General features: G+C 74.8%; 2 protein-coding genes. Both read right to left on the bottom strand.

What is annotated here, in order from left to right; genetic code table 11:
* Nucleotides 1-756, bottom strand: a 756-nt coding sequence (locus AC08OV_RS23325) for a beta-ketoacyl synthase N-terminal-like domain-containing protein (RefSeq protein WP_476620324.1), incomplete at its 3' end; no start/stop codon positions are given.
* A gap of 12 nt (nt 757-768) precedes the next feature.
* The coding region (locus tag AC08OV_RS23320; protein ID WP_476620323.1) for an SDR family NAD(P)-dependent oxidoreductase at nt 769-5,115 on the bottom strand (4,347 nt) is incomplete at its 5' end.

Raw genomic sequence — 5,115 nt, 5'->3', positions numbered from 1 at the left:
GGCCAGGCCGCGCTGTCGGGAGAAGTCCACGAACAGGCCCGGCGTGGCCATCACCGTGGCCCCGCCGGCCAGCGCGGTCGTGCACTCCCCGCGGCGCAGCGCGGAGGCAGCCAGATGCATGGCCACCAGCGAGGACGAGCAGGCCGTGTCCACCGTGACCGCAGGCCCCTCGAACCCGAACACATACGAGACCCGGCCCGACGCCACGCTCGAGGCCGCGCCCGTGCCGGTGAAACCCTCCAGCTCGGGCGGCACGCTGCCCCCGGCGAAGTAGTCGACGCCCATGATGCCGGTGAACACACCGACGTCGGTGCCCTTCAACGACGTGGCCGCGATGCCGGCGCTCTCGATGGCCTCCCAGGAGATCTCGAGCAGCAGCCGCTGCTGCGGGTCCATCGCGAGCGCCTCACGCGGCGAGACACCGAAGAAGCCGGGGTCGAACCGACCGGCCTCGTGCAGGAATCCACCGCGGTCGACGTACGACGTGCCGAGGCGTTCGGGGTCGGGGTCGAAGAGGGCGTCGAGGTCCCAGCCGCGGTCGGTCGGGAAACCGGTGACGCCGTCCCGCTTCTCGGTCACCATCGACCACAGGTCGTCCGGGCCGGCGACCCCGCCGGGCAGCCGGCACGCCATCCCGACGATCGCGATCGGCTCGCGGGCGGCGTCCACCAGCTGCCGGTTGCGCTTCTTCAGCGAACCGACCTCCTCCAGTGACTTCCGGAGGGCTTCGACGACCGTTTCGTATGACGCGCTCACGCTCTGCCCCAATCAGTCCGTGCCGGACGCGGTTCCGAGGGACCCGTCGCGGCCGAGGGCCAGCCGAACGAGGTCGTCGACGTTGAGTGCGGCGATCGGCTGTTCCTCTTCCTCCGGCCCGGTGGCCGGCTCGTCGTGGGTCGTATCGGCCAGCTGGAGCAGGGCGTCGAGCAGGCCGGCCTCGCGGAACCGATCCAGCGGCAGCGTCGCCAGCGCCGACCGGAGGGCGGTTTCGTCGACGTCATGCGTGATGTGGCCCGGTGCCGGACTCGACGGCGCAAGGCTCCCGAGCAGGTGTCGGGCCAGGGCGAGCGGAGTCGGGTGGTCGAAGACCACGGTGGCGGGCAGGGTCAGGCCGGTCGCCTCGCGCAGCCGGTTACGCAGCTCGACCGAGGTGAGCGAGTCGAAACCGGCTTCCCTGAAGGCGGTTTCGGGCCTGACGTCATCCGGCCCCGAGAAGCCGAGGACGGCCGCGACCCGGGCACTGACGAGACCCAGCAGCAGCGCCTCGCGCTCCGGGCCGGCCAGGCCGGACAGGCGGCGGGCCAGGCTCCGCGGGTCGTCGGAGCCGCTTCGGGCGCTGCGGCGGCCGGCGGGCACGAGGGAGCGCAGGACGGCCGGGCCGGCCGGGCCGGCCTGGGCGCGCAGTTCGCGCAGGTCGAGTTTGATCGGCACGAGCTGGGCCCGGGATGTCGCGAGCGCGCGGTCGAGCAGCTCCAGGCCCTCGCTCGGGGCCAGCGGCAGGATGCCGGGGCGGGCCGCCGTCCGGTCAGGGCGGCGCAGGCCGGCGGTCATGCCGCTGTCCTGCTGCCAGGGGCCCCAGGCCAGGGATGTCGCGGTGCGACCGGCGGCGCGGCGACGGTGGGCGAGAGCGTCAAGGTAGGCGTTGGCGGCCGCGTAGTTTCCCTGGCCCGGTGAGCCGAGGACACCCGACGCGGAGGAGAACAGGACGAACAGGTCCAGATCCCCGCACGGCCCGTCAGCCAGACCGTCGGCCAGCCGAGCCAGATGATCCGCGGCGACGGCCTTGGCCGCGAACACCCCCGCCAACCGCTCGTGCGTCAGAGCGGTGACGACCCCGTCGTCGAGAACACCGGCGGCGTGCACGATCCCGCACAGGGGATGCGCGGGGTCGATGCTCTCCACGAGGGCCCCCAGCGCGCCGGCATCGCTGACGTCACAGGCACGTACGTCAACCTCGGCGTCCAGATCCCGCAACCGCGCGGCGATCTCATCCGCGCCGGGCGCGTCCGGGCCACGCCGGCCGACCAGCAGCAGATGTCGCGCGCCACAGCGGGTGACAAGGTGCTCAGCCACCAGCCGGCCCAACGAGCCGGTGCCGCCGGTGACCAGCACCGTCCCGCCGTCGCGCACACTTACCGGCAGGGCACCCGCCTCGGCGGCGGGCGCCCGCGCGAGACGGGGCACCAGCAGGGCCCCCGCCCGCACGGCCACCTGCGGCTCACCGGTGGCCAGAACCCGGTCCAGGACGACGTCCACCGGCTGCTCATCGACGTCCACCAGCACGACCCGGTCGGGATGCTCGGCCTGAGCCGCCCGGACCAGGCCCCATACCGCCGCTCCGGCCAGGTCGGGCGCGGCTGTGTGCCCGGCCGGCACGCCGTTGCGGGTGACGACGACCAGTCGGGCATCCGGCGGCCCGCCGGCCCGGGGCTGACCCGTATCGGCCTCCGCCTCGGCAAGCCAGCTCTGGAGCGCCTTCAGGACGCTCGTGGTCGCGGCAAGCGCGTCGTGCGCGGCGGTCTCCACGACCGTGACGTCCGCGGCGGGCCGGGGCTCGCCGGCCGGCTCGGCCACGGCGACCCAGTCGACCTGGTACAAAGCGTCGTCGCCTCCCGAGGCGGCCGCCAGCTGCTCGGCGGACACCGGCCGGAAGACGAGTGCCTCAACGGTCAGGACCGGAACGCCGGTACCGTCGGCGACCTCCAGCCGGACGGTGCCCGGCCGGTCCGCGCCGACCGGGGTGACCCGGACCCGCAGCGCACCCGCGCCGGCGGCGTGCAGGGTGACCCCGGTCCAGGCGAACGGCAGCACGGTCGTCCGGGAGCCGGGCTCGTCGGCGTCGTCGCCGGCCCCCTCGGGGGCCCGGCGCAGGCCGTTGGCGTGCAGAGCGGCGTCGAGCAGGGCCGGGTGCAGGCCGAACCTGGCAGCCTGCTCGCGCTCGGCCTCGGGCAGCTCGACCTCGGCGCAGACGCCGTCGCCGTCGCGCCATGCCGCCCGCAGCCCCTGGAAGGCCGGGCCGTAGGCGTAGCCACGCCCGGCCAGCTCGGCGTAGTAGGCCTCCGGGTCGACGGTGATCGGCTGCGCGCCCGCGGGCGGCCAGACCTCGAGCGAACCAGGTGCGCCCAGCGCTGAGGGCGCTTCGGTGGCCAGGACGCCGGTGGCGTGCCGGGTCCAGGCCGGCCCGCCGTCCGGCGCGGAGTGGACCTCGACCGACCGGGTGCCGTCCGCGGCCGGTGCCGAGACTCCTACCTGCACACGGATCCCGCCGCGTTCCGGAACGACCAGGGGCGTCTCGATCACGAGCTCGTGCAGGAGCGGGCAGCCGGTCTCGTCACCGGCCCGGACGGCCAGCTCGACCAGCCCGGTTCCGGGCAGGAGCACGACACCGCCGACGGCATGGTCGGCCAGCCAGGGATGGGTACGCAACGACAGGCGGGAGGTGAACACCACGCCGCCGTCCGGGCGGGTGACGAGCGCGCCGAGCAGCGGGTGGCCGGCGTCGGCCTGCCCGAGGGCGACCGCGTCGGTCTGCCTCGCTGTGGGAAGCCAGTAGTGCCGGTGCTCGAACGCGTAGGTCGGCACGTCGACGCCCGCGCCGTTGCTGCCCTCCGGGAGGGCCGCGGTCCAGTCGACCTCCACGCCTCGGACGAACAGCTCGCCGGCCGCCGCCAGAAGGGTCTCGGTCTCGGACCGTTCGTCACGCAGGGCCGGGACGGCCAGGGCGGTCTCGGCCAGCGCACCGGACAGGGCCGCGCCCGGACCGACCTCGACGAACAGCTCGCCGCCGGAAGCCTGGACGCCGTCGTGGAACCGGACCGGACGGCGCACATGCGCGGCCCAGTAGTCCGCCGAGCCCAGCTCGTCGGCGGCGGCGACCTGGCCGCTCAGGTTGGAGACCACCGGGACCCTCGCCGGATTCCACGACACACCGGCCAGGGCCGCCGTGAACTCGGCGAGCATGGGCTCCATCCGAGCGGAATGGAACGCGTGCGAGACAGCCAGCCGCTTCACCTTCCGCCCGCGGCCGCGCAGCCGCTCCGCGGCGGCCAGCACCGGCCCCTCGTCACCGGAGAGCACCACCGAGTCGGGCCCGTTCACCGCGGCGAGGTCCACGCCTTCGCCCAGCAAGGACCGGACATCGTCCTCCGTCGCGTTCACCGCGACCATGGCTCCACCGGGCGCAAGTGCCTGCATCAACCGGCCGCGAGCGGCGACAACCGTGCAGGCGTCCTCCAGCGACACCACCCCGGCTACCTGCGCCGCCGTGATCTCACCGATCGAATGGCCCATCACCGCATCGGGCACGACGCCCCAGGAGGCGAGCAGTCGGACCAACGCCACCTCGACCGCGAACAGCCCACCCTGCGTGAACACGGTCTGGTCCAACAGACCGTCCGGCGACCCGAACACCACCTCGCGCACCGAACGCCCCACCCAGCCGCTCAGCCGCTCCTCCAGCAGCCCGCACACCTCGTCGAACGCCTCGCGGTACACCTCGAACCGCCCGTACAGCTCCCGGCCCATCCCGGCCCGCTGCGAGCCCTGCCCCGGAAACACGAACACGACCTTCGGCAGCCGGTCCGCCGAGCCGACCACGACCTCCCGCCGGAACTGACCCCGGGCCAGGGCGGCCAGCCCGGCCCGGGCCTGGTCCCGGGAGCCGGCCACCACGACCGCGCGCCGCGGCAGCCGGCCCCGCCGGGTCAGAAGCGCCGCCGCGACGTCCGCCGGGGCCGGCCCCGCGACGTCCGCCAACAGCCGCTCCAGCCGGGCGGCCTGGCCCGACAGCGCTCCCTCGCCGCGGGCCGAGAGCACCAGCGGCACCGCCGTCCCGGCCTCCTCGCCCGAGGGCGGCGCCGTCGGCGCCTCGACCGGTGCCTGTTCGAGGACCACATGCGCGTTGGTGCCGCTGACCCCGAACCCCGAGACCCCGGCCCGGCGCGGCCGCCCGGTCTCCGGCCACGGCCGTGACCCGGTCAACAGCCGGACGGCGCCGGCGTCCCAGTCGACCTGGGTGGACGGCGCGTCGACGTGCAGCGTGGCCGGCAGCACCCCATGCCGCAGCGCCTGCACCATCTTGATCACACCGGCGACACCGGCGGCCGTCTGGGTGTG

The sequence above is a fragment of the Frankia sp. CeTa3Moorea genome (genome assembly GCF_978021225.1).
The sequence above is the reverse complement of the archived record's forward strand: the minus strand, read 5'-3'. Positions and strand labels throughout refer to the sequence as shown.